21 protein-coding genes are annotated in these 26,274 nt (G+C 65.0%); 7 read left to right on the top strand and 14 right to left on the bottom strand.

Annotated elements, in window-relative coordinates; translation table 11 throughout:
- Positions 1-11: 11 nt before the first annotated feature.
- The 8 genes from D769_RS01530 to D769_RS01495 all read right to left on the bottom strand — a co-directional run bounded on the left by D769_RS01530 (position 12) and on the right by D769_RS01495 (position 8,061).
- Positions 12-1,058: a TRAP transporter substrate-binding protein gene (locus tag D769_RS01530; RefSeq protein WP_008641416.1), complete on the bottom strand. Its 1,047-nt coding sequence runs from the start codon at positions 1,056-1,058 to the stop codon at positions 12-14.
- A gap of 161 nt (positions 1,059-1,219) precedes the next feature.
- Entirely contained in the window at positions 1,220-1,984 is a 765-nt protein-coding gene (locus D769_RS01525; protein WP_008641414.1) for a hypothetical protein, read from the bottom strand.
- Positions 1,985-2,128: 144 nt separating this feature from the next.
- Positions 2,129-3,001, bottom strand: a complete 873-nt coding sequence (locus tag D769_RS01520) for a phosphodiesterase (protein ID WP_234819048.1) — start codon at positions 2,999-3,001, stop codon at positions 2,129-2,131.
- Entirely contained in the window at positions 2,998-4,056 is a 1,059-nt protein-coding gene (locus tag D769_RS01515) for an ABC transporter ATP-binding protein (protein ID WP_008641406.1), read from the bottom strand. The genes D769_RS01520 and D769_RS01515 overlap by 4 nt, the downstream gene beginning before the upstream one ends.
- Positions 4,049-4,924 (bottom strand): ABC transporter permease, encoded by an 876-nt coding sequence (locus D769_RS01510; RefSeq protein ID WP_008641403.1) that lies wholly within the window; start codon positions 4,922-4,924, stop codon positions 4,049-4,051. The genes D769_RS01515 and D769_RS01510 overlap by 8 nt, the downstream gene beginning before the upstream one ends.
- A gap of 133 nt (positions 4,925-5,057) precedes the next feature.
- Complete coding sequence (locus D769_RS01505) at positions 5,058-5,876, bottom strand: ABC transporter permease (RefSeq protein WP_008641400.1); 819 nt, start codon at positions 5,874-5,876, stop codon at positions 5,058-5,060.
- Positions 5,877-5,899: 23 nt separating this feature from the next.
- Positions 5,900-6,922 (bottom strand): ABC transporter substrate-binding protein, encoded by a 1,023-nt coding sequence (locus D769_RS01500; RefSeq protein ID WP_008641398.1) that lies wholly within the window; start codon positions 6,920-6,922, stop codon positions 5,900-5,902.
- Positions 6,923-6,984: 62 nt separating this feature from the next.
- On the bottom strand, positions 6,985-8,061 hold the full coding sequence (locus D769_RS01495) for a LacI family DNA-binding transcriptional regulator (RefSeq protein WP_008641397.1): 1,077 nt from the start codon (positions 8,059-8,061) through the stop codon (positions 6,985-6,987).
- 295 nt (positions 8,062-8,356) lie between these two features.
- Here D769_RS01495 and D769_RS01490 point away from each other — a divergent pair, with 295 nt between their 5' ends.
- From D769_RS01490 to D769_RS01480, 3 genes are all read left to right on the top strand, one after another.
- A complete protein-coding gene (locus D769_RS01490; RefSeq protein WP_008641396.1) occupies positions 8,357-9,937 on the top strand; it encodes a DUF1800 domain-containing protein in 1,581 nt (526 codons plus the stop codon).
- An 18-nt stretch (positions 9,938-9,955) separates the two neighbouring features.
- Positions 9,956-11,248, top strand: a complete 1,293-nt coding sequence (locus D769_RS01485; RefSeq protein WP_008641395.1) for a DUF1501 domain-containing protein — start codon at positions 9,956-9,958, stop codon at positions 11,246-11,248.
- 199 nt (positions 11,249-11,447) lie between these two features.
- Positions 11,448-12,212, top strand: a complete 765-nt coding sequence (locus D769_RS01480) for an EAL domain-containing protein (RefSeq protein ID WP_008641393.1) — start codon at positions 11,448-11,450, stop codon at positions 12,210-12,212.
- A 32-nt stretch (positions 12,213-12,244) separates the two neighbouring features.
- Here D769_RS01480 and D769_RS01475 read toward each other — a convergent pair whose 3' ends face one another.
- Positions 12,245-14,725, bottom strand: a complete 2,481-nt coding sequence (locus D769_RS01475) for a transglycosylase domain-containing protein (RefSeq protein ID WP_040010820.1) — start codon at positions 14,723-14,725, stop codon at positions 12,245-12,247.
- Between the two features lie 316 nt (positions 14,726-15,041).
- Here D769_RS01475 and D769_RS01470 point away from each other — a divergent pair, with 316 nt between their 5' ends.
- Positions 15,042-16,103, top strand: coding sequence for a porin (locus D769_RS01470; protein ID WP_008641382.1), 1,062 nt, complete (start codon positions 15,042-15,044; stop codon positions 16,101-16,103).
- Positions 16,104-16,229: 126 nt separating this feature from the next.
- Here the strand turns inward: D769_RS01470 and D769_RS01465 are convergent, their stop codons facing one another.
- Complete coding sequence (locus D769_RS01465; RefSeq protein ID WP_008641381.1) at positions 16,230-16,544, bottom strand: hypothetical protein; 315 nt, start codon at positions 16,542-16,544, stop codon at positions 16,230-16,232.
- 1,079 nt (positions 16,545-17,623) lie between these two features.
- Here D769_RS01465 and katG point away from each other — a divergent pair.
- Both katG and D769_RS32175 read left to right on the top strand, forming a co-directional pair.
- Positions 17,624-19,795: a catalase/peroxidase HPI gene (gene katG / locus D769_RS01460; protein WP_008641370.1), complete on the top strand. Its 2,172-nt coding sequence runs from the start codon at positions 17,624-17,626 to the stop codon at positions 19,793-19,795.
- A 221-nt stretch (positions 19,796-20,016) separates the two neighbouring features.
- Complete coding sequence (locus D769_RS32175) at positions 20,017-20,169, top strand: hypothetical protein (protein WP_160172204.1); 153 nt, start codon at positions 20,017-20,019, stop codon at positions 20,167-20,169.
- A gap of 4 nt (positions 20,170-20,173) precedes the next feature.
- Here the strand turns inward: D769_RS32175 and D769_RS01450 are convergent, their stop codons facing one another.
- From D769_RS01450 to D769_RS01435, 4 genes are read right to left on the bottom strand one after another with little or no spacing between them, the layout of a single operon-like run.
- Positions 20,174-20,827 carry a DUF2459 domain-containing protein gene (locus tag D769_RS01450; RefSeq protein WP_008641365.1) on the bottom strand — a complete coding sequence of 218 codons (654 nt, stop codon included), beginning with the start codon at positions 20,825-20,827 and terminating at the stop codon, positions 20,174-20,176.
- Between the two features lie 4 nt (positions 20,828-20,831).
- Positions 20,832-22,058 carry a chromate efflux transporter gene (gene chrA, locus D769_RS01445; RefSeq protein ID WP_008641363.1) on the bottom strand — a complete coding sequence of 409 codons (1,227 nt, stop codon included), beginning with the start codon at positions 22,056-22,058 and terminating at the stop codon, positions 20,832-20,834.
- A 48-nt stretch (positions 22,059-22,106) separates the two neighbouring features.
- Positions 22,107-23,480 (bottom strand): ATP-binding protein, encoded by a 1,374-nt coding sequence (locus D769_RS01440; RefSeq protein ID WP_008641361.1) that lies wholly within the window; start codon positions 23,478-23,480, stop codon positions 22,107-22,109.
- On the bottom strand, positions 23,477-24,184 hold the full coding sequence (locus tag D769_RS01435; RefSeq protein ID WP_011519254.1) for a response regulator: 708 nt from the start codon (positions 24,182-24,184) through the stop codon (positions 23,477-23,479). Before D769_RS01435 ends, D769_RS01440 begins: the two co-directional genes overlap by 4 nt.
- A 238-nt stretch (positions 24,185-24,422) precedes the next feature.
- Here D769_RS01435 and D769_RS01430 point away from each other — a divergent pair, with 238 nt between their 5' ends.
- Entirely contained in the window at positions 24,423-26,150 is a 1,728-nt protein-coding gene (locus D769_RS01430; RefSeq protein WP_008641358.1) for a glycosyltransferase family 39 protein, read from the top strand.
- Positions 26,151-26,274: the final 124 nt, after the last annotated feature.

Raw genomic sequence — 26,274 nt, 5'->3', positions numbered from 1 at the left:
CGCCGCAATGCTCAGCGGAGCCCAGCCTCCGCGCTGAAATAGGTCTTCAGCAAGGCGGCGCCGCGCTCGCCCACACGCGTCTGCCAGACGCCGACGGCGCTCAGCCCGGCGGCTTGCAGGGCCTGTTGCACGGCGGGCGCTGGATTGTCGTCGATGGTCACACCGTTGGTGCGCATTCGGGCGGTGTTCTCGGTCAGGCGGGTATTCAGCCGCGACCATTGCTTGTCTTCGGTCGCTTTGGCGGCGGCGGTCACGGCGTCTCGCTGGGCGGATGTCAGGGATTGCCAGGCGGCTGCGTTGACGGTCGTGAACGACAACGGCATGGCGTAGCCGATGGCCGTGAAGTGGGGCAGGTAGTCCCAGAGCTTGCGGCCCGCACCGCCATCGCCCGACGAAAGCACGGCATTGACCGAGCCATCCTTCAGACGCGGCATGGCATCGGCGAACGACAGGTTCTGCGCCTTTGCCCCCGCGGCGCGCATGACGTCGGCGGACGTCTCGTCATAGGCGCGCACGGACAGCGAGCGCAGGTCGTCCAGCGTGCCCACGGGCTTGCGTGTCCATAGGCCCGTTGGCGGCCACGGGGTGATGTAGAGCAGGTGCTGGCCCTGCTTCTCGAATGCCTGCGCGTAGTCCGCGCGGGCCAGATCGGCGAGGCGATGGGCCTTGTCCACCGACGTCGCCACGAATGGCAGCGATGACAGCAGGAAAATCGGATCGACCTCGCCCAGCGCGCCGCCGAATGCATCGCCGGCCTGCAGTTTGCCGTTGCGGATGGCGGCCGGCATCTGGGCGGACTTGATGCCCGCGCTGGCGTCGAAGGTTGGCTGCGGCGCCAATGTGCCTTGCGTGCGGGTGGTGACTTCCTGGGCAAACGTGGTCAGTCCTTCGCCGGGCATCGATGTGGCCGGGTACTCGGTCGCCATCTGCCAGACGACGGGCGCGGGCTGCGCGTGCGCGATGGGTGCGACGAGTGGGAGCAGGGCGGAGGCTGTGTAGCCAGTGGCAATGGCAAGCGTCAGCGTGGCCAGGGATAGACGATGGCGAAGAGGATGCATGGCGGGGCGAAGGATGGGTGGGCGATGTCGGCAAGCCGGGCTTCGCCTCTGCGGGCGACGCCGGCTGCCAGTGCATTATAGGCATCGCCATGGCGGGATGCCGCGTCGTCTCCCCGTCCCCCCCCATCCCGTACCGGGCGCGCCGACTGGGCAAGCGCGGCCTATCGCTTCAGCGAAGCCTGAAGACTGAGCAGATTCTGCGGCAACACACGGATCAGGCCGCCGCGCGGGCTGTCGATATCCGAGATCAGCGCCAGCGACAGCGACACCGTAAACGGAAGCACCAGCATCAGGATGATCTTGGCGTTCTCAGATCGGGCGCCGTAGCCCTGCATCATGCTGCTGAAAAAGGCGATGACGATCATCAGGCCCCAGGCCGAGACCGGAATCCGATTGATCCACGCGGCCTCGGAGTAGCCCTGGCTGTTGATAACGTCGTTCATACCGGACACCACCAGGCCCGTGATCGGCGTGGGTTTCGCGCGTGCCGCCGAGCGCATCAGCTTCCACATCTCGTCCTCGATCTGCGAGGTGGCCGCTTCGATTTCCTGCATTTGAGCGCTGTCGCGCGTGCGGTAGTAGAGAATGCGCTGGTCCAGGTATCGGACCAGAAGCGCCTTGACCTGTTCGGCTTCCGGCCCCTCGATCAGGTCCGCCCGCAGATACTCGGTGCCGATCGCATTCGCTTCTTCTTCCTCGAGGTTCTTGCGCTGATCGTACCGTCCCACGGCCATCGACAGCGTGAATCCGATCAGCAGGGCCAGCAGGGTCAGCGTGGCGCCCTGGACGATGCCGAAGTCGTCCTTGACTTCGGCAGGGAGTGGCCGAATCCGGCGCAGCACCAGCGCGCCAAGCGCCGTGGCCGACGACATGACCACCAGCATGACAACAAAAAGGACGGCTGGATGATTGATGAGCGGGTTCATGGGAATCTCTGCTCGTCGCATCGACGTCGCGCGGTTGCGGGAGTCCTACTTTGGCACGATCCGGGCGTTTTGGCGCGGCTCTTGTTTCTCTTTCATGCGTTTGAATGTGGCGTACCGAACGCGGCATTCCGGCCGGCCACCCCATCAATCAATCAGTTTCCCGTTCGCGTCGAAGAACGGATGCAGCGCGCCATAGTCGCCACTCGCGGCAAGGTGCGTCACCATCCCGTGCACGGGATGCCACCAATGCAACAGGTACCCCGGCGGCTCCATGCGGAAGCGCGACGCGGCCTGGGGGTCGAGATCGAGGGCAACCTGATGCGCGGGCCCCGGCGCGGTCATGGCGATGGTGCCGCCGAAGCGGCGCGTGATATGCCGGTGCAGATGGCCGCAGACCACGCGCTCCACTTGCGGGTGCCGCGCGATGACCGCCTCGAACGCCGGCGCGTTCTCCAGCCCCTGGTCGTCCATATGGCCAATGCCGGTGTGGAACGGCGGGTGATGCAGCATCACCAGCGTCGGTTGCTTCGGTGCCGCCGCCAGTGTGGCATCGAGCCAGGCCAGCCCGGCATCTTCGGCCCGGCCCCCCGGTTTGCCCGGTACCGTGCAATCGAAACCGACCAGCCGCAACGGTCCGGCGTCGATGGCGTAGTGAACCGGCGCGTCGCCATCACCATACGCGAACAGGTAAGCGTGATCGGCGAACACGGCACGCAGCGACGGACGATGATCGTGATTGCCGGGCAGCAGCCTGACAGGCATCGGCAGGGGCTGCAGGAGATCGCGCAGGAAGCGGTACTCCGATTCGCTGCCGAAATCGACCAGATCGCCGGTGACGATGACGATGTCGGGCTGCTGCGGCGCGGCCAGCAGGGTGTCGATGGCGGTGCGCAACGCGCCGGCGGTATCGACTCGGCGGTACGACAGCTTGCCGCCCGCCTTGATATGGAGATCGGTCAGTTGCGCGACCAGATAGGGAGCGGCGTTCATGCTGTCTGTCCAGGTCGTGCGGGTCATGCCGCCTCGTGAAGCGTGATCAGATGATCCGTGTCGATCCGCAGGCCGACACGTTCACCGGCCCGCCATGCATCGCGGCGGGCGGTTTCGACAACCATCGGCTGGCCGGTCCCCACGTCCACCAGCAGGCGGGTGTGGTTGCCAAGAAAGAGCGCGGTGACGACGGTGCCTTCCACATGGGCTTGATCGGCCTGAACCAGCACCACGTCCTCGGGGCGGAACATCAGGCGTGCCTGCGCCGAGACCGGGGCGTCGTTCGAGGGGGCCATCGGCACCGTACCGCCCGGCACGCGCCAGTGTCTGGCTTCGGCCACGGCGGGCAGATGGTTCATCGTGCCGATGAAGTCGGCCACGAAGGCATTCGCGGGCGCGCGGTAGATCTCCTGCGGCGTGCCGGCCTGCGCAATGCGGCCCTTGTCCATCACGATGATGCGGTCACCCAGCGCCATGGCTTCGGCCTGGTCGTGTGTCACATAGACGGCCGTGATGTGCAGGCTGCGTAAAAGCTGGTTGATGTCGGCACGCAGCGCGTCACGCAGCTTGGCGTCGAGCGCGGTCAGCGGCTCATCCAGCAGCAGCACGCGGGGCTGTACGGCGATGGCGCGTGCCAGCGCCACGCGCTGGCGCTGGCCGCCGGAGAGCTGGTCGACGCGCCGGTCAGCGAAAGGCTCCAGGTGCATCATCGCCAGCATGTCATTGACGCGGCGCTTGCGCGTGGCCGCGTCGGTGCGACGCACCCGCAGGCCATATGCGATGTTCTCGGCCACGGTCATGTTCGGGAACAGCGCATAGTTCTGGAACACCATGCCGACGCCGCGCTGTTCGATTGGCTGGTCGGTGACGGCGGTGTCCCCGAACCAGACTTCGCCCCCGGCATCGGGTTGCTCCAGGCCGGCGATGATGCGCAGCGTGGTGGTCTTGCCACAACCGGACGGACCGAGCAGTACCACGGTTTCCCCCGCGCCGATATCGAGGTCGAGTGGCTGCAGGGCGGACGTCCCATCGGCAAAGGTCTTGGCGCAGTGGCGCAGGCGGATGGCGGTGGGCTCATGCATGGCGGGTCTCGGCGGATTGGGGTACGGCAGTCACCGGCAGGTCGGCGGTGGTTTCAGGTTGGGGCGCGTGGCGGCGGGCACGCGCGCCAAGCGCGCTCAGCGCCTGCATGAACACCAGCAGCGGAATAATCATCACGAAGAAGACGATGGTGTAGGCCGAGCCGATTTCCAGTCGCATGGACGCGTAGCTGTCGGCCAGCCCAACCGGAAGCGTTTGCGTGGTGGGCGTATGGAGCATCCATGTCAGGTTGAATTCGCCCACCGACAACGTCACCACCATCAGCGCGCCGGCCAGGATGCCCTGGCGGCAATTGGGCAGCACCACCGTGAAGAAGCGCTGCAGGCGCGTGGCGCCCAGACTGGCGGCAGCATCCTCGAGCGTGCGGATGTCAATGGCGGAGAGAATCGCCAGCACCGATCGGACCATGAACGGCAGCGTGAACAGCACGTGTCCGATCAGGATAAACACCCAGCTCGTCCGCAGTGCCTGCCAGCCGCCGTACAGCAGGATCAAGCCCAGCGCGGTGGCCAGCCCGGGCACGGCGACGGGCAGCATCAGCAGTTCCTCGATCAGCCGGGTCACGCGGTTGCGCCGCAGCGCCATGTAGTACGCGGCCGGCACGCCGATCACAAGGGTGCAGGCCAGACAGGCCAGCGCGATACCCAGCGAAAGAAAGATCGTGTTGCGGTAGAGCGACCAGACTTCGACCAGCCAGCGGGTAGTCAGGCCGCTGGATAGCCCGACAAAGATGTTGTTGGTCAGGCCGGCCAGCACGGACAGCACCACGGGCACCGTCATGAACGCGCAGACCGCGAGTGTGAGTGTCAGTTGCAGCCAATAGGCGGCGCGGCGGGGTTTTGAGATCATCGGACATCCTCGGCAGGCCTGGAGGCGCTATCAACATGCAGCGAGGCGGTTCTGGCTAGACGCGCGGCCGCAGACAGTACAAGTGGTACGGCAAGGCCGCGCAACGACGCCAGAATCATTTTGATAGGGCCTCTCAGGCGGTAGCGGCGACCGCATCGCCGGAGTACCAGCGGGCCAGCGCCAGCAGCATCCAGGTGACAGCACCAAGCAGGATCGACAGGGCGGCGGCCATGCCGAAGTTCGCGTAGTTGGTGAACTCGTTGTAGATCGTCAGCGGCAGCACGTCGAGCTGGGTGGCCAGCGTGAAGGCCGTGCCGAACGCGCCCATGCTGGTGGCAAAGCAGATCGCGCCGCTCGACAGCATGGCCGGCATCAGCGCGGGCAACATCACGTCGCGCACCACATGCCAGCGGCTGGCGCCGAGCGATCGCGCCGCTTCCTCCAGCGAGGTGTCGAGCTTGTCGACGGCGGCCATCACCGTCAGGATCACGCGCGGAATCGAGAAGTACAGGTAGCCAACGAACAGGCCGGCGAGTCCATAGGCGAAGGTCCAGCGTTCGCCGGTCAGCGCATCGCCAATCGAAGCCAGCAGGCCGTTGCGGCCTCCAAGCATGATGACCATGAAGCCGATCACCACGCCTGGGAAGGCCAGCGGAAACGTCAGCATTGCCACCAGCACCGGTTTGCCCGGCACCGGATGGCGCTGCAGGAACGTGCCCGATATGCCCGCGATCACCAGCGTCGCCAGCGTGACCAGCGCCGAGAGCAGCACGGTCACCATCAGGCTGTGCAGGTAGCGGCCGCTGGTCAGCACGGTCCAGTAGACCCCCGCGCCGTCCTTGCCGGTCAGGCTGACTTCGATCAGCCGTGCCATCGGCAGGCAGAAGAACGCCAGGAACACGACGAGCGCGGGCAGCGCGAACAGGAAGAGGGCGGGGGATCGTCTGGTCATGATGGAGTCTGGCGGCGCCTGGATCAGCGGACTTCCTTCAGGTACTGCTCGCTGAAGGCTTTCTGCACCTGAGCCATCTTGCCGAAGTCGACCGGCTTGGCGCGAGCGTACTCGGCGGCGGGCAGGAAGCGCGACTGCACGTCCTTCGGCATCGGCACGTTACGCACCGGACGAAGGTAGGCGTTGGCCCACAGCGCCTGGCCCTGGTCGGACAGCACGAAATCAAGCACCTTGCGGCCTTCGGCGGCATGGGGCGCGTTGTTGACCAGGCTCATCACGTAGGGCACCACCAGCGTGCCTTCCTTCGGAATCACGAACGCCACGTTGGCGTGATCCTTGTACTTGGCGCGATAGGCGTTGAAGTCATAGTCGAGCAGGATGGGAATCTCGCCGGACAGCACGCGCGCATAGGCGGTCTGCTTGGGCACGATCGGCTGGTTCTTCTGCAGCTCGCGGAAGTACTTGAAGGCCGGGCCAAAGTTGTCCAGCGTGCCACCCATTGCCTGGTTCACCGCCACGGCGCCCACATAGCCGACGAAGGCGCTGGCCGGGTCGAGGTAGCCGATCAGGCCCTTGTACTCGGGCTTGAGCAAGTCAGCCCACGATTGCGGCACGGGCTTGCCACGCAGTGCGTCGACGTTGACCATGAACCCGAGCGTGCCGGAGTGGATCGCGAACCAGTTGCCCTGCGGGTCCTTGAGGCCGTCGGGAATGTCGTTCCAGTTGGCCGGCTTGTACGCTTGTGTCACGCCATCGGCCTTGGCCTGGATGCCGAATGTCACGCCCAGGTAGGTGACGTCGGCCACCGGGCTGGCGCGCTCGGCAACCAGCTGCGCCAGCGACTGGCCGGAGTTCTTGTTGTCGAGTGGCACGGTGATGCCGGTCTTCTCCTTGATCGCGCGAATCTGCGCGGCCCAGTCGGCCCATTCGGGCGGGCAGTTGTAGCAGATGGCGGTTTGCGCGGCCACGCCCTGGCTGAAGGCCGCGGCGGTTGCGGTGATGGCCAGCCAGCGCAGCGGACGGCGCCAGAAGGATTGCGTCGACATGTGAAGCTCCCTGGTTGAAGGTTGAGACGGCAAGTGGTGCGTATGGCGCTTGTTGGCAGGTTTTATCGCGGCGCGCTGACGGTACCGTCAAGGCGCAGCATGTGTGGCAGCAGGAAAGCGCCTTCCGCTGCGTCATCGTGGTTCAGGTTGCGATGCTGGAGCCGTTGCAGAAGCTGGTGAACGGCTTGCGCGCCGATCTCGGCGTTCGGCTGCATGACGGTGGCCAGCGGCGGCTCCACCAGCGCGCCAAGCGCGATGCCGTCATAGCCGAGCACCGATACGTCGCCCGGCACGCGGCGGCCCAGCCGCTTGAGATCGGAAATCACGCCGATCGCCAGCAAGTCGTTGGTGCAGAAGAATGCGGTGGGGGCGTCGGCACGCGCCATCAATTCACGAATCTGTGTGGCATTGCTGGCCGTGTGCGAGGGCAGGCAGACCGGCTCGAGCGGCGTCAAACCATGCGCGCGCATCGCGTCCTCATAGCCCGCGAAGCGCTGCCGCGCGCGATCGGAGGCCATGAAGGCGCCGGAGATCACGGCGATGCGCCGGTGGCCCGCGGCGATCAGCGCCTTGACGCCCTCGCACGCGCTGACGCGGTTGTCCACGGACACCGAGTGCCGGCCTGGGACCGATACCTGGTTATAGGCCAGCACGTAGGGCACCGACTCCTTGTCGAGCTGGTCGAGAACGAGGCTCTGGGCGGCATCCGCAACGGTCAGCACCATGCCGTCGACACGGTGACGCAGCAGATACTCGATCCGCTCGCGTTCGCGTTCGGTGTTGTAACCGCTCGTGACAAGCATCAGCGAGTAGCCCGCGACCATCGCCGATTCCTCGATGCCGCGCCAGCATTCGGCGAATACCGCGTTTTCCAGCGTGGGCAGCATGACGCCGAGAATGCGGGTCTGCTGCGCGCGCAGCTTGGCGCCGAGCAGGTTGGGGCGGAACGACAGCCGCTGCGCGGCCTCATGCACGCGCTTGGCGGTGGTGTCCCTGACGAGCTGGGGATGGCTGAACGCACGCGAGGCGGTGGCCAGCGATACCTTCGCCGCGAGGGCGACGTCGGCCAGTGTCACACCGTGGCCGGGCTCGGCGGAGGCAACGCTTTGCGGCAACACGGTTCGGCGGGACGTCGGCATGGGCTTCCTCGTCGGGGGTTGGGGGCACGCAGCGATGAAAACGTTTTCATTGAAGCGCCGAAAAATCAGGCGTCAAGGTTTTCCGTTGCTGCGATGCCGCATTGTCGATGCGGTTCGCCCGGGCCCTGCGCCTGTGATGAACCCGGATTCTGGGATGCGAGTGTGACCGGGCGATGACAGGCCCAGACGGAAAGCTCTCGTAACAGACTCGGTACCTTTGGCCGTCAACCAACCGCATCGTCCAGGCGTCAAACCGGCATTCCCATCTGTATCTGTCATAGAAGAGGGTGTCCACATGGTTAACCCCAAGTCGAACGCGCGGAAGTGGCAGCGCCTGCTGGCGCTACTGGCCACGGCAACGTTCCTGGCGGCTTGCGCCCAGACGCCGCCATCGGGGGCGACGCAGCCCGGCAGCCTGTCGTCGGCCGACTTGCGCTGGCTGAATACGGTCAGCTTCGGCGCTGACCAGGCCAGCGTGCAGCGCCTCCAGGCGATCGGACGTGAGCGTTATCTGGAAGAGCAGTTGCACACGCCGCTGGCAGACCCGCAACCGGTGGCGGTGGCAATCGCGGCGTTGCCCGTCAGCCAGGGCGACGCCGTGCAGCGCCAGCAGGCCGTGCGCGCCGAGCGGGAGCGCATCAACACGCTTACCGACGAAACCGAGAAACAGCAGGCGCGTCAGGCGATCAACCGCCAGACGCGGGAGCTCGTGCTCGACACCGAGCGTCGCCATCTGCTGAGGGCGTTGTACTCGCCCGGCCAGCTGCGCGAGCAGATGACCTGGTTCTGGATGAACCACTTCAGCGTCTATGCGGCCAAGGGGCAGGTCGGGTCGATGTTGCCCGAATATGAGGAGCGCGCGATCCGTCCGCACGCACTGGGCAAGTTCCGGGATCTGGTGATGGCGACGGTGACGTCGCCGGCCATGCTGGTGTATCTGGACAACGCGCAGAGCGCGGCCAATCGCATCAACGAGAACTACGCACGCGAGCTGATGGAGTTGCACACGCTGGGCATATCGGGCGGACCCAGCGGCTCGCGCTATACGCAGCAGGACGTGCAGGAGCTGGCACGCGTGCTGACCGGGCTGGGTGTGAACCTGCGCGGAGAGCCACCGAAGCTAGGGCCGGCGCGCGCGGCCATGTATCGCGGCGACGGGCTGTTCGAGTTCAATCCGAATCGCCATGATTTTGGTTCCAAGGTGCTGCTGGGGCAGCGCATCGAGCCCACTGGCTACAGCGAGGTGGAGCGGGCCGTGACCATCCTGTCGCGCGATCCGGCCACGGCGCGCTTTATCTCGGCGAAGCTGGCCACGTACTTCGTGTCCGATGCTCCGCCGCAAGCATTGGTCGACCGGATGGCCGCCACGTTCACGCGTACCGACGGCGATATCGGCGCGGTGCTGCGGACGATGCTGTTGTCGAAGGAGTTCGACAGTGCCGCGGCCCACGGCGCGCGCAAGTTCAAGGACCCGATGGTTTTCGTGGTCTCGTCGATGCGCCTGGCCTATGACGGGCGGCCGGTCACCAATCTGCGTCCGGTGATCAACTGGCTCAATCAGTTGGGCGAGCCGCTGTATGGCCACGTGACGCCGGACGGCTACCCGGCCGCTGAAAGCGCGTGGGCCAGTTCGGGCCAACTGGTGCGGCGCTTCGAGATCGCGCGGACCATCGGCAACGGCCCGGCGGGGCTGTTCACCGGCGAGGATGGCCAACCCACGCAGCGGCGCGGTTTTCCGATGCCGAATAGCCGCATGTTCTACGACACGATCGAAGCCACGCTGGGCCCCGCCACGCGCGGCGCGCTGGCGCAGGCTGGCTCCCAGCAGGAATGGAATGCCGTATTGCTGAGTTCGCCCGAATGGATGCAACGTTGAATGCGCAAGGAGCATGTCATGAATCGACGTGATTGGCTCAGGACCCTGGGTGGCGCGGGGCTGGCCCTGACGCTGCCGACGATGTCGTCGCGCGTGTTCGCGCTGCCCGCGCAGGCCGATGCGCGCTTCTTGCTGGTGTTCCTGCGCGGTGGCTACGATGCGGCCAACGTTCTGGTGCCGGCGGGCAGCGACTTCTACTATGCGTCGCGGCCGACGATCGCCATCAAGCGTCCGGTGGCCGACGGCGCGTCGCCCGATCCGGCTGCGGCGCTGCCGCTGTCGGCAGACGGTTGGGCGCTGCATCCGGTACTGGGCGCGACGATGTTGCCGCTGTGGCAGCGCCAGCAACTGGCGTTTATCCCGTTCGCAGGGACCAGCGACATGTCGCGCAGCCACTTCGAGACGCAGGACGGTATCGAGGCCGGACTGGCGGGCGATGGACATGGCGGCAGCCTGCCACGCGGCAGCGGTTTCCTGAATCGACTGGCGCAGTCGATGGGTGGACAGGCGGCTCCGGTCGCGTTTACCGATGGCCTGCCGATGGTGATGTCGGGCGCGCTCAGCGTGCCGAACGTGTCGCTGAAGGGCACCGGGCGCACACCATTTGACGCGCGCCAGACCCAGATGCTGGCGCAGATGTACAAGGGAACGCGGTTCGAGTCGCTGATCGCCGAGGGCTTCGAGCTGCGCCAGACGGTTGCCGAGCAGGCCGAGGCGATGCGAAAGCACGAGGCCGCGATGCGCAGCGCGGAAGGCGAGTCGATGTCGGGCCGCATGGAGGAAATGCAGGCGGCCAACCGGCGCGCGCTAAGTGCCCGTGGCTTCGAGCAGGAAGCCCGCCGCATGGCCGGGCTGATGCGCGATAAATTCAATATCGGCTTTATCGACGTGGGCGGCTGGGACACCCACGTCAATCAAGGCGGCGCGCAGGGCCAACTGGCGAACCTGCTCGACAACCTGGGGCGCGGCATTGCCGGATTCGCCGAGGAGATTGGCCCGACCTGGCGCAATACGACGGTGGTGGCGATCTCGGAGTTCGGCCGAACGTTCCGCGAGAACGGCACGCGCGGCACCGACCACGGCCATGGCACGGTGTACTGGGTGGCAGGCGGCAATGTACGTGGTGGCCGCATCGTCGGCGAGCAGGTCGCGGTGACGCAGGCCTCGCTCAATCAGAACCGGGACTATCCCGTGCTGAACGACTACCGCGCTGTGCTGGGGGGTGTCTTCCGTCGTCTGTATGGCCTGGACGATGCGCGTCTGGCGCAGGTGTTTCCGGGGACGCGCTCGCGGGATATCGGTCTGGTGTAGCGCAGCGGTTGTGGTGGAAAATGCGGTGGCAGCCGGGGGTAGGGGGGGCGAAAGTAGGGGGTGATGCCCCCGTCAAGTAGGGTGCGTTGTGGCTCAAGTGGCAGCGGGGTTATGCCGATAGCTGCGGTGGGAGCGGACTCTTCCGATCACAAGATCCGCATGAACCAACGCCAGTTTGAGTGCAAGCCTTGTCGCCACCATGACGCCAACCATCGCCGATTGCCTCGAACAAAGGTACCTGCGACCGGTTTTCCAGCCGATCGGGTCGCTCGCCACTGGCGACATCCTCGGGTATGAGGCACTGATACGCGGGCCGGTGGGCACGCCGCTGGAGAACCCTGTCGCACTGTTCGCGGAAGCGGCCAGGGCGGGAGCGCTGGTGCGCATGGAGCGGCTTGCCGCGCGCACCGCGATTGCCGCATTCATGCAGGTGCGCCTGCCCGGCAAGCTATTCCTGAACTACAGCGCGGACTCCCTGCGTGATATCGAGGACACGCGGGAAGATGTGCGCAACTTCCTGCAGCGTGTGGACATACCTTCGGACCGCATCGTGCTGGAGTTGACCGAGCAGGCACCCCTGGGGCCGCTGGAATCGCTGACCAAGGCGGTCTTCTCGATCCGCGCGCGCGGCGCGCAGTTCGCGCTCGACGACTACGGCACTGGGCATGCCAACCTGGGCCAGTGGATTGCGATGAAGCCCGATTACGTGAAAATCGCCCGCGTCGTCATCGACGGTATTGCCACGTCGACGTTCCAGCTCGAAGCCGTGCGCGCGCTGTGCAAGCTGGCGAAGCTCAGTGGCACGAAGCTGGTGGCCGAGGGCATCGAGCGCGTGGACGATCTGCTCGTGTGCCGCGAACTCGGTATCGACTATGCGCAGGGTTACCTGTTGGCACGTCCCGCCGAGGTACCGGCGCTGACGTTGTCGGAGGAGGCGCTGCGCGCGTTGCGCGTGGCGCCCTGAGTCACCAGCGTCTGGGTGTCTGTGTGGCTGTGTCAGTGCGCTGTAGCTGGCGCAGCATCCGACTGAGCCGGCTCGCCGGCCACCGAAGGTGCCACTGGCGGTGCGGGCGAGACCACCGGCACGGACTGCGCTGATGCCGGGATGGCAGGCGCGGTTGGAGCGGCCGGGGCGGCCGGGGCGCTTGCGGAAGACGACGGTGGCGTGGCTTCCACCACTTCACCTGGGTCGAGTGCCATACCGCCGTCGGCGATTGCCGCCGATGCGCTGGCCGGTGGCAAGGCGTCGTTATCGGTCTCCGGCAGTGCCGGACGGCGCGGCGCCGGACGTGGAACGGGCGCGGCCTCTTCCTTCTTGCCGGCACCGAACAGCTTCTGGTACCAGCCCTTGATCTGATCGGTAATCGCGGAGTACCAGGTCTTCTCGTCGGACTCCGCGAAGCGTACACGCGGGTCGATGATCCGCGCGCGCAGGGCCCGCTGGTAGAAGTCACCGACGATCGGCAGCGCGCTGTGTGCGCCCTGGCCCCAGTAGTCGCTACGTAGCGTCACGCGGCTGTCGTTGAAGCCGACCCATGCGCCGGCCACGAGCTGGGGATGCATCAGGATAAACCAGCCGTCGGCATTGTCCTGGGTGGTGCCGGTCTTGCCCGCCACGTCGGCGCGGATGCCGAAGCGCGTGCGGATCGCCGTGCCGGTGCCGCGGTCGATCACGTCGCGCATCACGTCGACGAGCGTCTCGTTGGCCGAGGTCGATAGCGCGCGTTGCGGCGACGGCTCGCGGAACTGCGCCAGCACATTGCCTTGCTGGTCTTCGATCCGCGTGACCATGGTCGGCGCGAGGTATTGCCCGCCATTGGCGATGGTGCCGTAGGCGCTGACCATTTCCTTGAGCGTCACCGGACTCGTGCCCAGTGCCAGCGATGGCACGGCTTCGAGCTTGCTGTCGCGCACGCCCATCGCGCGGGCCAGTTGCGCCACGCGGTCCGCGCCAATCGTCTGCACCAGTTGGGCGGTGATCGTGTTCTTCGAATAGACCAGACCGTCACGCAGGCTCAGCGCGCGGCCCGTGGGCGGCGATTCGTCGGTGGGGCGCCAGATTTCGCCACCGGCCAGCTTGATCTCGACCGGCTGGTCGATAAAGGTCTCGTCGGGACTCTGCCCGCGCGCGAACGCGGCGCCATAGACGAAAGGCTTGAACGTGGATCCGGGCTGACGACGCGCCTGGGCCACGTGGTCGAACGCGTCGACCGTGAAGTCGCGGCTGCCGACCCAGGCCTTGATTTCGCCGGTTGTCGGGTCCATCGCCATGAAGCCGGCCTGGACGCGCGTCTTCTGCTCTCGCAGCGCCTGCATGAAGGGGCGATCGGCCATCAGGTGCTTCAGCGCGTCTTCCTCGCTCTGGCCGCCAGCCACCGCGGCGCGGAACTCCGGTGTTTCGCGCACGAATGCCTGCACCAGACCCCGGCTCTCGGACCATCCCGCGCGCGGTGCCCAGGCAGCGTTGGCGATCGATTGCAGCTGGTTGCCCTGGCGCGTCAGTGCCTGGGTGGCGATGGTCTGCAGGCGCGAATCGATCGTTGTATGGATGACCAGGCCGTCGGTATAGAGGTTGTAGTCGTTGCGGTCAGCCCAGGTAATCAGCCATTTGCGCAGTTGCTGGGCGAAGTGGGGCGCGGGGCCGGGTGCCTCGATCTGGCGCTCGAAGTCGATGCGCAGTGGCCGCTTCTTCAGCGTCTCGAAGCGGGCCGGGTCGAGCTTGCCGCGTTTCACCATCTGGGCCAGCACCGTGTTGCGGCGATCCAGCGCGCGCTCGGGGTTCAGCACCGGGTTGTAGTAGCTGTTGCCCTTGAGCATCCCGATCAGCGTCGCGGCTTCCAGCACGTCGAGCTTGTCGGCGGATTTGTCGAAGTACGTGCGCGCGGCCATCTCGATGCCGAACGCGTTGTACAGGAACGGCACCGTGTTGAGGTAGGTCTCGAGGATCTCGTCCTTCGAGTAAAGCGCTTCGATCTTCAGCGCCGTGATCGCTTCCTTGAGTTTGCGCGTCAGCGTGGGCGCGCGGCCGATCTCGTCCGGGTAGCGGTTGCGCGCCAGCTGCTGCGTGAGCGTGGAGCCGCCCTGGCGGTCGCCCGAGAACGTATGCAGGGCGGCCGAGGCAGTGCGCCGCCAGTCGAGCCCGTGGTGCTGATAGAAGCGGTGGTCCTCGGTGGCGATCAGCGCGTCGACCACATAGGGCGAGATCTCGGAAAGTTTGACCCAGTCGCGGTTGGCCCAGCGGTAGACCGCGATTTCCTTGCCGTCGGCCGACAGCACCTGCGCGGGCTGTTCGGACTTGGCCTTGCGGATGTCGCTGATGCCCGGCGTGAAGGGGATCAGCAACAGGATATAGAGCAGCACCAGCGCCGGGATGGCGGCCACCGCCAGCACGACCTCGCGCCGCGTGGGACGGCGCAAATGCTGACGAATCAGCGACAGGCGTGAGGCGATGAAAGTCTTGATGGAATCCAGGCGCATTGACACAGGCACCGCGGTCCCGTTGCGCGTTGTCATCGGGGCGTCAAATGCCGTTCTCGGAAAAGTGTGAATGCTACCAAATTGTGGGCAGGGAAAACCCGGATCACGCATCGTCTGAAAGCACAACCCTCTATGAGGGTGGATTCCTGATATGGCAATAACTCTAGTTGCGACACAAGAATTTCATACTGGATTGGAATAATTGCGATGCGCCCCCATCGGTCGCCGCTCGACGGCGTTGTGTTGCAAGCACTTTCCGGACGACTGCGGAGCGGGGAAGCATCTCAATGTCTTAAACAAAACAGAGAAATTTACAGTGAAGAAAGCTCTATTTGCCTTGGCGGCTGCGGGTACGTGCGCCCTGTCCGGCGTTGCATCGGCACAAACCGCCTCGAACGTGACCCTGTACGGCATCGCCGACGCAGGTATTGAATTCGCTACCCACTCCCCGGGCGGCAACGGTGGTACCGCGGTGCGCGTGAGCTCGGGCAACATGTCCGGTTCGCGCTGGGGCCTGCGTGGCGTGGAAGACCTGGGCGGTGGCCTGAAGGGTATCTTCACGCTCGAGTCGGGTTTCGACATCGACACCGGTTTGTCCGGCCAGAGCAGCCGACTGTTCGGCCGCCAGGCCTTTGTGGGCCTGCAGGGCGGCTTCGGTGCCGTGACCCTGGGTCGCCAGCAGAACGCGCTGTATGACCTGTTCGGTGCCTACGACCCGATGGGCGTGGGTCCGAAGTACTCGCTGAACTCGGTTGACTCGGGCTTCAATGGCCGCGCCGACAACTCGCTCAAGTACACGGGCAAGTTCGGCGGCCTGACCGGCACCGGGTACTACAGCACGGGTGCCAACAATAACGGCGAAGTGCCGGGCAACTACAAGGCTGGTCGCGGATTCGGCGCCGGCCTGGCCTACACCGCCGGCGCCTTCTCGGTCGGCACCGCCTATGACCAGACTCAGAGCGGCACGCCGGCCATTTCGGACCGCGCCATCAAGCGTCTGGCCGTGGGTACGTCCTACGACTTTGGCCCGGCCAAGGTGTTCGCCGGCTATCGCTGGATGCGTGACGATGGCGTGGCCACGGCTGCTACTGCCGCCGCGCGCAACAATGTCTACTGGCTCGGCGGCCTGTACCGCGTGACCCCGGCCCTGTCCCTGACTGGTGCCGCGTACTACACTGATGCGCATGAGAGCAACAACGATTCGTGGATGTTCGTGCTGTCGGCCGATTACGCCTTCTCGAAGCGCACCGATGCCTACCTGAACGTGGGCTACGTGACCAACAAGGGCGCATCGAACCTGGGCCTGAACGGTGCTGGCACGGCTATCGCCGGCGCCAACCAGACCGGCGCCATCGCAGGTATCCGTCACCGCTTCTAAGCAACTACGATCCGGCTAAAGGGAGGCACCGACAGGCGGGGCCTTTCCCCCCGTCCTGCCGGATAAAAAAACGCCCCTGGGCCGACTTGGCGGCCCAGGGGCGTTCTTCGTTTTCAGCGGGGGCTTTTACTGGGCGGGGGGCAGCGCGGCGCGCGCATCATGATCGCGCAGGCGCTCCAGCGCGCGTGTCAGGCGGGCGCCTTCCTCCACGTCTGTGGTGGTGTGTAGCGTTTGCACCGCGTGCAGCAACTGCTTCTTGTCGGTCGCATTCATCTTGCCACCGGCTTCCATCGCTTCGAGTTCCTTGTCCACGCGTTTGCCAAGCTTGCGTACGAATTCGGGATCGAGCTGCCCCTGACTGGCACTGTGGGCAATGTGATAGATCAGGGCGGCCAGCCCCTCTGGAGTTGTCTCGGTCACGGCAACGGCATCGCGTTTCATACGTACTCTCCGGGAAGCAGGTTGTTTCATTCTAGCGAGTGGATGGCCCCACGATAACGGACGCAACAGAAATAAGCCTGGACCTGATCCGCGTGTGCAGTAACAAGCATTGCAGCGTCTTATTTCCTAAATATTGCAGCGTCAGAATGACATCCGTTGTTGGCCCGCTGAATAAGTCGGGAATCCAGATGCGACCGGAGGGGTTGCCGCGGGCCGACTTCGCCATCGCCGGTATCGTCCATGGAGGCCCGAAGAGGCACCAGGATGGGCAGGTGGCGAATTGACACAAAGTACGCGGGGCATGGAGCCGTCTTCCGAGACGGCTCTATTTGTTTCGGGGCCGCCACAGCCGGCTCGGCACTCTCTTTTCAGGGCGTTACCAATGCCCACCTCCTTTCGAGATTCCCCCCTCAGCAATCTGCTGGCGCGTCCACGCCGCCAGCTTCATGACGGACGCTTGTCGTTGTCGTGCATCTGTCCACGCTGCGCTTTGGCGTGATTGAAGCCAGTCCGGTCGGTCTTCGAATTTGATTATCGTCAATTGCACGATGACATTTTCGTAATGAATGAATTCTTGATTTCATGATGTGAGTGTGCTTGCGATCTTTCACTGTATTTCATTTTTGGTGCCTATCTCCAATGAATACAGGTGCCTCCGTCGTCAGTAGGTGGTCGTGGAAATCAGGCGGGACGAATACTAGTGATTTCAAATTGCGTTGACTATCGGCTCAATTTAAATAATTGAATTATCGCAATGCCAATCTCCACGTAGAGTGCAAGGCACTTCAGTTCGATGCATTACCGAGATCGAAAAGGAAGTACGCGAGAGAAGCCAACCTATCTGCCCGGATGCAAGGAATCGGGACGACCTGTTCCGTCAAGACGCGCTAGCGGCGGTCTAGGAGTCCCGTTCTCGGATTCCTCGGGTCTCCATTTGATCGTGCGAAATCCCCACCTTCACATCCATTCATTTGCATGGCGGCAGCGGTTTTTGCAACCAATCACAAGGAGTTATTTGTTCCATGAACATAGTAAAAACTTTAAAACGTTCCGTGCTGGCTGTTGCGGTATCTGCTGCTATGTCAACCAGCCCACTGATGGCACAAACGAACACAACGCCGAATAGCTTCTGGTGGCCAGAACAACTGGATCTGCGGCCGCTGCGATTCAATTCAGCGGAATCCGATCCCATGGGTAAGGCCTTCAACTATGCAGAGGAATTCAAGGCGCTGGACCTCCAGGCCGTGAAGCGGGATATCGCGGCTGTCATGAAGACCTCACAGCCCTGGTGGCCGGCTGACTTCGGCAACTACGGGCCGTTCTTCATTCGCATGGCCTGGCATGGCGCGGGTGTCTATCGCGTCCTCGACGGCCGGGGCGGTGCTTCCGGCGCCCAGCAGCGTTTCGATCCGCTCAATAGCTGGCCAGACAACGTTGGCCTCGACAAGGCGCGGCGTCTTCTGTGGCCGGTCAAGCAAAAGTACGGCAAGAAGATTTCCTGGGGCGACCTTATGGTCCTGGCCGGTAACGTTTCCCTGGAAGAGATGGGATTCAAGACCTTTGGCTATGCCGGTGGGCGTGTGGACGACTGGGAACCCGAAATGGTGAACTGGGGGCCGGAGAAGAAAATGCTGGCCCACCAGCGCGGTGATGCGAAAGGTGCGCTGCAGAAGCCGCTCGCGGCTACGGAGATGGGTCTGATTTACGTGAATCCTGAAGGGCCCGGAGGAAAGCCTGACCCCTTGGCCTCGGCGAAGGAGATCCGTGAGACCTTTGGTCGTATGAGCATGGATGATGTGGACACCGTGGCGCTTATCGCCGGCGGGCACACGTTCGGCAAGTCCCACGGCGCCCACAAACCGGCGGACTGTGTGGGCAAGGAGCCAGCCGCCGCGGGTATCGAAGAGCAGGGGCTGGGCTGGGTCAGCAAGTGCGGCACGGGCCATGGTGTGGATACCGTCAACAGCGGTCTGGAGGGCGCATGGTCGACCAACCCGACGCGCTGGACTCATGAGTTCCTGACATGGCTGTACAGCTTTGACTGGGAAACCACAACTGGCCCGGGCGGTGCGACGCAGTGGGTGCCCAAGAACAACGTCAGCGCCAATTTCGTTCCGGATGCCCACGATCCAAAGAAGCGGCACAAGCTGATGATGTTCACGACCGACATCGCGCTGAAGATGGACCCGGAATACCAGAAGATCTCAAAGCGCTTCCTTGAGAATCCGAAGGAATTCGAGGATGCGTTCGCGAGGGCGTGGTTCAAGCTCATGCACCGTGACCTGGGGCCGAAGTCACGCTACCTCGGTGCCGACGTACCGCAGGAAGATCTGATCTGGCAGGACCCAATCCCCAAGGTCGATCACAAACTGGTGGACGACAAGGACGTTGCCAAGCTGAAGGCCACCATCCTGGCGTCCGGCCTGACCACCCAGGAACTGGTCCGGACTGCGTGGGCGTCGGCGGCATCCTTCCGCGTGACGGATATGCGCGGTGGCGCCAACGGGGCGCGTATTCGCCTGGCACCGCAGAAGGACTGGGGGGTGAACGATCCGGCGGAGCTTGCCAAGGTACTGGGCCGTCTGGAAACCATTCAGAAGGACTTCAATCAGGCACAGAAGGGCAGTGGCAAGAAGGTCTCCCTCGCTGACCTGATCGTGCTGGGTGGCACGGCTGCCGTGGAAGAAGCGGCTAACAAGGGCGGTCACAAAATACAGGTGCCGTTCACACCGGGCAGGATGGACGCGTCAGCGGAACAGACGAGTGTCCAGTCCTTTGCGGTGCTTGAGCCGGTTGCGGATGGCTTCCGTAATTACTATGGCAAGCAGAGTCCCCGTTCTCCGGCCGAAATGCTGGTCGAACGTGCGAGCTTCCTGAACCTGAGAGTGCCCGAGATGACGGTGCTGCTCGGTGGCATGCGGGCGCTGGACGCCAATGCGGGAAGCTCCCGCTACGGAGTGTTTACGGATCGCCCCGGTACGCTGAGCAATGACTTCTTCGTCAACCTGCTCGACATGTCGACCAAATGGTCGAAGTCTTCTTCGGATGAGGGCATGTACGAGGGGCGCGATCGTGCGACCGGCAAGGTCAGGTGGCAGGCCACACCGGTCGACCTGATCTTCGGTTCGAACTCGGAGCTGCGTGCCGTCGCGGAAGTCTATGGCTCGGACGACAGCAAGGAGAAGTTTGTCCAGGACTTTGCCAAGGCATGGGTCAAGGTCATGAACCTGGATCGCTTCGATCGGCTGTGATCGGCTTTGATCGGATCGGCGCTGATAGTTGAACCGAGGGGCCCGATTCGACGCAATCCGCCGAATCGGGCCTGCGAACAAGTTGCTCCCGCTGATCATCGGGTCACTTGCCAGCGTCTTTTTGTTCACCCGCTGTAGGAGATAGGCCGATGGCGGTGCGCCAGTGCCGCTATCTATACTGGCCGCGTATTGTCTTTTTGCACATCCAGGAGGGACACACCATGTCCAGACTCATCGTGATCCTGATGCTGCCGATCTGCCTTGCCGGTTGCGTGTCATTCAGCAGCAGCGATCCCAATCCTCCACAGAAGACCACCGTGGTGACACCGGCCCCGGGTACCACGACAACGATCTGCAGCCCGGCGCCGTGCTAGTGGTCTAGCGCGCGGGCTGCGCAATCTGCCGGACTTGTCGCATGACACCGTCGGCGAACAGCACGGGACCAGAAATCGGGATGCCGGCCGCACGCAAGGCGTCGGCGGTCCAGGTATTGCAGGTATAGAAGCCGTCATAGTCCGCCGTGGCGCCGAAGTAGAGGCCACCTGGATAGGGACCCTCTCCAAGGCTGATCGGGGCGCCGGTACCGTCGGTCTGCACGGCGTTGCCCAGGAATTCCCGTAGCCGTTCCATGCCGGGCTCGCCGACGTCGAGCCGCACCACGTTGTCCGCGCCGAATGCGGCGGCCGGCGTATCGCGCAGGACCGTCAGCAGGATGGCGCCTGCGCCTGGGAGCAGCGCCGACAGCAGCGTCATCGGGCCGCGCTCGCGACTGAGCAGGTAGTGTCGATCGCCAAAGCCGAAGCACAGGTAACGCGAGCCCTCGTACCCGACCACCAGCCGCATCAGGCGCGTATCCGCATCCTCGGTGCGGATGCAGACGTCGGTGTGCCAGTCGCGCTCGACCACGTCGATGGTGGTGGCCGGGTCATTCGCAGCAGGGGTTTCGGTGGAGGTGGCGCAGCCCGACAGCAGCGTGATCAGCGCGGCGATTGCCACGCGGGCGCAAGGGCGAGCCAGCCCCGCGCGCTTCATTGGCTCAGGCCACCCCGCCCACATGCATCCCCCAGCCCGCCAGCGCGCAACCCGTCACCACGGCCCACGGCGGCACGCGCCACACGGTCAGCGCAGCCAGCGCGAGCAGTGCGAGCGCGAAATCGGCGGGGGCATGGATCGCGCTGGTCCAGACCGGCTGATAGAGCGCGGACAGCAGCAGGCCCACCACGGCCGCGTTGACACCCGCGAGCGCCGCGCGTGTGCCCGCGTGGCGGCGCAACCGCTCCCAGAACGGCAGGGCGCCAAAGACCAGCAGGAAGGAGGGCGCGAAAATCGCCAGCAGGCACACGATGCCGCCGATCCAGCCAGTCGGCGCGGGACCACCGGCTGCGCCGAGGAACGCCGCGAACGTGAACAGGGGGCCCGGTACCGCCTGCGTTGCGCCATAGCCGGCCAGGAAGGTGTCGTTGTCGACCCAGCCTGTGGGTACCACTGCCGCCTGCAGCAGCGGCAGTACCACGTGTCCGCCGCCGAACACCAGCGCGCCGGCACGGTAGAACGCGTCGACCAACGCCAGGGCATGGTTCGGAATCATGCTGGCAACCACTGGCAGGCCGGCCAGCAGTCCCGCGAACAGCAGCAGGAATCCGATTGCCGCGCCATGCCCAACGGGTATCGACAGTGGTTCGTGTGGCGGGACCTGTGCGGTGCGGAAGCGCTGCGCGCCGACCATCCCGGCGACCACCATCACACCGACCTGGCACCACGGCGAGGGGATCAGTGTCACGGCCACGGAGGCGAGAATCATCAGCGTGATGCGCGGAGCGTCGGGGCACAGCGAGCGTGCCATGCCCCAGACCGCCTGCGCGACCACCGCCACTGCCGCCACCTTGAGCCCGTGCAGCGCGCTTGGCGGCACCAGATTGCCGTAGTGCGACAGGCCCAGCGCGAACAGGATCAATGCGATGGCCGATGGCAGTGTGAAGCCGACCCATGCGGCCAAGGCGCCGGGGTAGCCGGCCCGCGACAGACCGACCACCATGCCTACCTGGCTGCTGGCGGGGCCGGGCAGGAACTGGCACAGCGCGACGATATCGGAGTAAGCGTGTTCGCTGAGCCAGCGACGGCGCGTGACGAAGGCGTCGCGGAAGTAGCCCAGATGGGCGACCGGCCCGCCAAAGGAGGTGAGACCGAGCCGCAGGAAGACGAGGAAGACCTTCCAGGCGCTTTGGGTGGCGCGATTGGTTTCGGAGGCGCGGAGCGTGCTCATGCCGGAAGCTGGTTCTGACGATTTCCAGTCATTGTGGGCCAATGCCGATCAATACATGCCATTGAGCCGGATGGCGGCCACCAGTCCACTGCCGTCGCCATCCTGACGGTTGGCGAATTCCAGCGCGAGCCCATGCAGCACGGCCACGCGGCGCGCGATCGAGATCCCGAGTCCGTTACCTTGCTCCTGCTGGCCTGCCGCGCGGAAGAAGCGGTCACCGAGCCGCCGCAGCAGTTCCGGTGCCACGCCGGGTCCACGATCGGACACGGTAATCCGGTCCGGTTCGAACGCCAGCGTCACCACCGTGCCAGCCGGACTATAGCGAATGGCGTTGTCCACCAGATTACGAAGCATCGTGCCGAGCAGTGTCGGGTCGCCGTTGACAGGTAGCGGTTGCTGGCCTGCCGGCGGCCACAGCACTTCCATATCGACGTTGCGCCGTTCGGACAGCAGCAGGCAATCCGACAGCACCTGCCGCGACACCTCCCGCCAGTCCACCGGGCCGCGCGTGGGCGGTGCCTCTTCGTCCTCGAGCCTGCTCATCGTCAACAGTTGCGAGACCAGCCGGCTCATACCGTCGATGCCGGCCTCGACGTTGGCGGCGGCGCGGGACCGCTCGGCCGGATCGTCGGAGCGGCGTGCGACTTCCCACTGGGCCTTCAGGGCCGCCAGCGGCGTGCGCAGTTCGTGGGCGGCATCGGCGGTCAGGCGGCGTTCATGCTCGAGCAGCGCCGTGGCGCGGCTCAGCAGCTTGTTCATCTCCGTCACCAGCGGCACGAGTTCGCGCGGCACCTCGTGCAGTGTCAGCGGGGTGGGATCGCCTGGCACGCGCGCGGCAATGGCCTTCGACAGCGTCAGCACGGGATGCAGGGCGCGGCTCACGCCCCAGAGCAGCAGCGTGGTCAGTAGCGGCAGCCCAAAGACCCAGGGCAATACCTGCGCCTGCAGATACGCGACGATCAGTTCGCCGCGCTCGGCCTTGACCTGACCGACGCAGACGCGCCAGCCTTGTGCCGGGTCGTTCAGGTAGTAGAGCCGCCAGGGCACACCGTCGATCTCGCGCTCGGTGAACCCCTGGACGTCGGGCAGCAGGGGCAGGTGATCGCCGTCCGGGTCGATGTGCAGGGGCTCCCCGTCGGGGCGCCATGCGGCGATCGCCAGATCGCCAAGCCCGGCCGACCCCTCGTCGACCAGATCGGCATCTCCGGGGATCGGCCCGTTCCCCGACGGCGGCGCTGGCGAGGTTTGCGTATGCACGCGCGGCAGCAGCGCCTGCATCTGCTGGGCCATGCGGACCATCGCGGTGTCATAGAGCTCGTTGATTTCTTCCTGGGCGCTCAGGTAGATCAATGCGCTGGTCAGTACCCATGCAAACGTCACGGCGGCCAGGACGGCCAGGATCAGCCGCCGCCGCAGCGTCATGCGCGATCCCCGCCTTCAGGTTCCGAGGTGCCGATCTCGATCGCCTCGAGCGTGCCCAGGGTGTAGCCGGCCCCGCGCAGCGTGCGCACGATGCCGGGATGGAGCTTCTTGCGCAGGTGATGGATGTGGACTTCCAGCGTGTTGCTCTCCGAGCCCTTGTCCCAGTCATAGAGCTTGTCGCGCAGGAATTCGCGCGTCAGCACGCGGTTGGGGTAGGTCAGCAACAGTTCCAGCAGCATGGATTCCCGGCTGGTCAGGTCCACGGCCTTGCCGTGCCAGAGCGCCAGGCGCGCAGCGGGCTGGTACTCGAGCGGGCCATGGCGCCAGACGGGCTCAGGCATCCCGGCCGCGCGGCGGGTGACCGCGCGAAGGCGGGCGGCCAGTTCGTCCAGTTCCACTGGCTTGACCAGGTAGTCATCGGCGCCAGCGTCTAGCCCGGAGATCCGGCTGGCCACGGCATCGCGCGCGGTCAGCACCACGACCGGCATCTGTCGGCCCTGCTGGCGCCAACGGCCGAGCAACGCCACGCCATCGTCGTCTGGCAGGCCAAGGTCCAGCACCACGGCGTCGTAGTGCATCATGCCGATGGCACGGTCGGCTTCGGCGGCGGTGCCGAACCAGTCCACGGCATGACCTATCAGTTTCAGGCCGCGCTGGAGCCCGTCGCCGAGCATCGGGTCGTCTTCAACAATCAGGATTCGCATCTTATAGTGACTGAAACGGCTGTTTGAGATAGTGGCACCAATCGCGCCGTAAGGTCCATATCAGCCGGTGGAAAGCGTAGCATCGCAGGCAGTGTGTCGCATTATTAATCTGACGTTAACGTTTCTCTCATAATCTGCGCGCTATTTTTAGCCGGTGTCATCGCGAACGCCGGCTTTTCTGGGCATGGCGTCGCGCCAGAGATTTCCCTGATAGCCCACCTACCCATCCCTCCCTTTCATGCCGCAACCCACCTCTCAGCAACGCGCGTCCGTCGCATCCTCGCAGTCGACCCAAGGGGCGGTCGGCTGGTCGGCCGCCACAGGCTGGGTCGCGCTGTTCGTCGCCGTGGCCCTGGTGGTCTGGTTCGTCTCGCTGGACATGCGCCATCTGGTCGGGCCCGACGAAGGCCGCTATGCGGAGATTTCGCGCGAGATGTTCGCCTCGAGTGACTGGGTGACGATTCGTTATAACGCGCTGAAGTATTTCGAGAAGCCGCCATTCCATATGTGGGTGACGGTGGTGGGCTATGAACTGTTCGGGCTGGGCGAGTGGCAGGCACGGCTGGCCGTGGCGCTGTCCGGGTTGCTCGGCATCGGCGTGTCGATGATGGCCGCGCGTCGCTGGTTCGGCGCGCGTGCCGCGGCCTTCACCGGCCTGGCCCTGCTGGCCGCGCCGATGTGGAGCGTGGCGGCTCATTTCAATACGCTCGACATGACCCTGGCGGGCGTGATGTCCTGCGTGCTGGCCTTCATGCTGATGGGCCAGCATCCGGACGCCTCCGTGGCGGCGCGGCGCGGCTGGATGGTCGCCTGCTGGGCCGCGATGGGCGTGGCCATTCTGACCAAGGGGCTGGTGGGCATCGCGCTCCCGGGGCTGGTGCTGGTGGTCTATACGCTGGTGACGCGGGATTGGGGCCTCTGGCGCCGCCTGCATCTGGCGCTGGGCGTCGTGGTGATGCTCGTGATCACGGTACCGTGGTTCTATCTGGTATCGGTCAGTAACCCCGAATTTCCGAACTTCTTCTTCATTCACGAACACTGGCAGCGCTACACGTCGAATATCCACTCGCGCTCGGGCTCGGTTTTCTACTTCCTGCCGCTGGTCATCGGCGGGTTCCTGCCGTGGGCGGGCATCTTCCCGAAGCTGTGGACCGCCATGCGCGCGCCGGTCGAAGGCACGCAGGCACGCTTCCGTCCGGCGCTGATGGCCGGCATCTGGGCCATCGCGATCTTTGTGTTCTTCAGCATTTCCCGCTCGAAGCTGCCGGGCTATATCGTGCCGGTCATCCCCGCGCTGGGCATTCTCGCTGGGGTGGCGCTCGATCGCCTGAGCCCGCGTAGCTGGGGCAAGCAACTCATCGGCATGGCGATCGTGGCGGCCTGCGGGCTGCTGGCCAGTCCCGTGGTGGCCACGCTCAATGCCAACCACATCCCCAATTCGTTCTACCGCGCCTACGCAGTCTGGGTGGCCGTGGCCTTTGTCGTGATGCTGGTGGGCATCGCGGCGGCCCGCCTGCTGCTGCGCCGTGGCGTGCTGCCCAGCGTGGCGGTCTACGCGATGGGCATGTACCTGGGCTTCACCGTGGCGCTGCTTGGCCACGAGACGGTCGGCCGCCCGGCGTCGGGCGCCGATATCGCGCCGCAGATCGCGCAGAAGTTGACGCCGGAGATGCCGCTTTACGGCGTGCAGATGCTCGACCATACCTTGCCGTTCTACCTGCGTCATCCGCTGACGATGGTGGGGCAGGCCGACGAACTGACGTTTGGCGCGACGGTGGAGCCGCAGCGCGTGGTGCCCGATGTCGAAGGTTTCACCAGGCTCTGGAAGAACGGCCAGCCGGCCATGGCCGTGATGTCCCCGGAGACCTATCTGGCGCTCGCGCCGACCCTGTCGATGTACGTGGTGGCGCGCGACTGGCGTCGCGTGGTGGTGACTAACGTGGCATCGCTTGCCGGTCCCCAGTAAAACCTGTTCCGAATAACTCCCTGGCCGGCTTCAGGCCGGTCACTATCAATCTGGTTTCATATATATCCATGCAGCAGAAGCGAGTCCTGATTCTTGGCATCAACGGCTTCATCGGCCACCATTT

It is taken from the genome of Cupriavidus sp. HMR-1, from assembly GCF_000319775.1.
GTDB lineage: Bacteria > Pseudomonadota > Gammaproteobacteria > Burkholderiales > Burkholderiaceae > Cupriavidus > Cupriavidus metallidurans.
Note: the sequence above shows the minus strand (reverse complement) of the source record. Positions and strands in the feature narration are given on the sequence as shown.

Excerpts from the sequence above, each read along its gene's own strand:
- D769_RS01530 (WP_008641416.1), bottom strand. The coding sequence starts at position 1,058 with ATGCATCCTCTTCGCCATCGTCTATCCCTGGCCACGCTGACGCTTGCC.
- D769_RS01525 (WP_008641414.1), bottom strand. The coding sequence starts at position 1,984 with ATGAACCCGCTCATCAATCATCCAGCCGTCCTTTTTGTTGTCATGCTG.
- D769_RS01520 (WP_234819048.1), bottom strand. The coding sequence starts at position 3,001 with ATGACCCGCACGACCTGGACAGACAGCATGAACGCCGCTCCCTATCTG.
- D769_RS01515 (WP_008641406.1), bottom strand. The coding sequence starts at position 4,056 with ATGCATGAGCCCACCGCCATCCGCCTGCGCCACTGCGCCAAGACCTTT.
- D769_RS01510 (WP_008641403.1), bottom strand. The coding sequence starts at position 4,924 with ATGATCTCAAAACCCCGCCGCGCCGCCTATTGGCTGCAACTGACACTC.
- D769_RS01505 (WP_008641400.1), bottom strand. The coding sequence starts at position 5,876 with ATGACCAGACGATCCCCCGCCCTCTTCCTGTTCGCGCTGCCCGCGCTC.
- D769_RS01500 (WP_008641398.1), bottom strand. The coding sequence starts at position 6,922 with ATGTCGACGCAATCCTTCTGGCGCCGTCCGCTGCGCTGGCTGGCCATC.
- D769_RS01495 (WP_008641397.1), bottom strand. The coding sequence starts at position 8,061 with ATGCCGACGTCCCGCCGAACCGTGTTGCCGCAAAGCGTTGCCTCCGCC.
- D769_RS01490 (WP_008641396.1), top strand. The coding sequence starts at position 8,357 with ATGGTTAACCCCAAGTCGAACGCGCGGAAGTGGCAGCGCCTGCTGGCG.
- D769_RS01485 (WP_008641395.1), top strand. The coding sequence starts at position 9,956 with ATGAATCGACGTGATTGGCTCAGGACCCTGGGTGGCGCGGGGCTGGCC.
- D769_RS01480 (WP_008641393.1), top strand. The coding sequence starts at position 11,448 with ATGACGCCAACCATCGCCGATTGCCTCGAACAAAGGTACCTGCGACCG.
- D769_RS01475 (WP_040010820.1), bottom strand. The coding sequence starts at position 14,725 with ATGCGCCTGGATTCCATCAAGACTTTCATCGCCTCACGCCTGTCGCTG.
- D769_RS01465 (WP_008641381.1), bottom strand. The coding sequence starts at position 16,544 with ATGAAACGCGATGCCGTTGCCGTGACCGAGACAACTCCAGAGGGGCTG.
- katG (WP_008641370.1), top strand. The coding sequence starts at position 17,624 with ATGTCAACCAGCCCACTGATGGCACAAACGAACACAACGCCGAATAGC.
- D769_RS32175 (WP_160172204.1), top strand. The coding sequence starts at position 20,017 with ATGTCCAGACTCATCGTGATCCTGATGCTGCCGATCTGCCTTGCCGGT.
- D769_RS01450 (WP_008641365.1), bottom strand. The coding sequence starts at position 20,827 with ATGAAGCGCGCGGGGCTGGCTCGCCCTTGCGCCCGCGTGGCAATCGCC.
- chrA (WP_008641363.1), bottom strand. The coding sequence starts at position 22,058 with ATGAGCACGCTCCGCGCCTCCGAAACCAATCGCGCCACCCAAAGCGCC.
- D769_RS01440 (WP_008641361.1), bottom strand. The coding sequence starts at position 23,480 with ATGACGCTGCGGCGGCGGCTGATCCTGGCCGTCCTGGCCGCCGTGACG.
- D769_RS01435 (WP_011519254.1), bottom strand. The coding sequence starts at position 24,184 with ATGCGAATCCTGATTGTTGAAGACGACCCGATGCTCGGCGACGGGCTC.
- D769_RS01430 (WP_008641358.1), top strand. The coding sequence starts at position 24,423 with ATGCCGCAACCCACCTCTCAGCAACGCGCGTCCGTCGCATCCTCGCAG.